Origin of the sequence: Chthonomonas sp. (assembly GCF_035294165.1) — a bacterium.
In the GTDB taxonomy this organism is placed as follows: domain Bacteria; phylum Armatimonadota; class Chthonomonadetes; order Chthonomonadales; family Chthonomonadaceae; genus Chthonomonas.
On the sequence record NZ_DATGLN010000210.1, the window covers coordinates 1 to 1053 of the forward strand.

Consider the following 1053-nt stretch of genomic DNA (forward strand, 5'->3'; position numbering starts at 1 on the left):
TACTCTCTACTTACCAGCGAAAGCGGAAAGGAGTGCGAGGAGTTATTGTGACGCCACGATTGCTCTCGACAATCGGGGGAATGCGGATAGCAATTCCTCCCCCGCGTAAACGCAGGGGGTCTCCTTGCTATATTTTTATGACAGGAGGGCTATCCTCATGGTGACGATAACCCTCCCCAGACCCTCATCTTTTACCCCTATGCAGCTTTAGGAACCATCGTAGTTAACTGATAGAGACCGGGCAGCAAGCTGCACATTGATCTTCGGCCAGCCCACTGTTGCCGCAGTATTTATGGCAGCAGTCTAGACAGTCGGATGCGCCACCGCAGTTGTTGGTGTAGCATGGTGGGCAGGGGCTGATCGAACGGTTAGGCGTCTCCACAGCCCATGTGGTCGCACCGAGGCAGCCGAGGGTTAGAACCAGCGCGGTAAGAAACGCCGAAAGCAGATGGCGTAGAGACATTTTTCTACCTCCTTGAAACATAGAGCCATTTAACGCGATTCTTACGGTTTACCACCCTATAGGGCAATAAACTACATTATAAACGTTTGACAGGGACGTTTTTGGACAGACGGGCAAAAATTTTTAACCTATCGCTTAAATCGTTTCTTGAAGGAGCCCCTACTTCCTCTGGATAAGACATCTCTAGGAATGGGCGACGTAATAGAGACCTGAAGGAGGAAAAACGGGTAAGAACCGAATCCGCAATGTCCAAAAGCGGATATAATGGAAGAGAAGCAAAGGGGGTTGGCGACACTTTTTCTTCGCAGGGAGCGTCGTAACAGATGGAGGAACTTCAGGCACCACGAGAGGGTGAGGATAGGGGGCCGGGAAGCCTTTTTGAGCAACGCCTGGTGCTGCGCCTGCAGTCTGGCAGCCGAGAGGCCCTCGACACCCTGTTCGAGATGTATGTGCACCAGGTCTACGCCTATGCCTACCATCTGCTGCGCAACCGCGAAGATGCCGAGGAGGTAACATCGGAGGCGTTTCTACGGGCGTTTGAACGCGCGTTTTCGTTTCGAGGAGAGGCGCCCTTTCGGGCCTGGCTGTTC

The 1053-nt window shown here is 52.9% G+C and carries 2 protein-coding genes; one reads left to right on the forward strand and one right to left on the reverse strand.

Going from position 1 to position 1053, the window contains the following annotated elements; translation table 11 throughout:
* Positions 1 to 223: 223 nt before the first annotated feature.
* Complete coding sequence (locus VKV29_RS11830; protein WP_324201517.1) at positions 224 to 463, reverse strand: hypothetical protein; 240 nt, start codon at positions 461 to 463, stop codon at positions 224 to 226.
* Positions 464 to 786: 323 nt separating this feature from the next.
* Between VKV29_RS11830 and VKV29_RS11835 the strand changes: the two genes are divergently transcribed.
* Positions 787 to 1053: RNA polymerase sigma factor (locus VKV29_RS11835; RefSeq protein ID WP_324201518.1), on the forward strand; the 267-nt coding region annotated here is incomplete at its 3' end.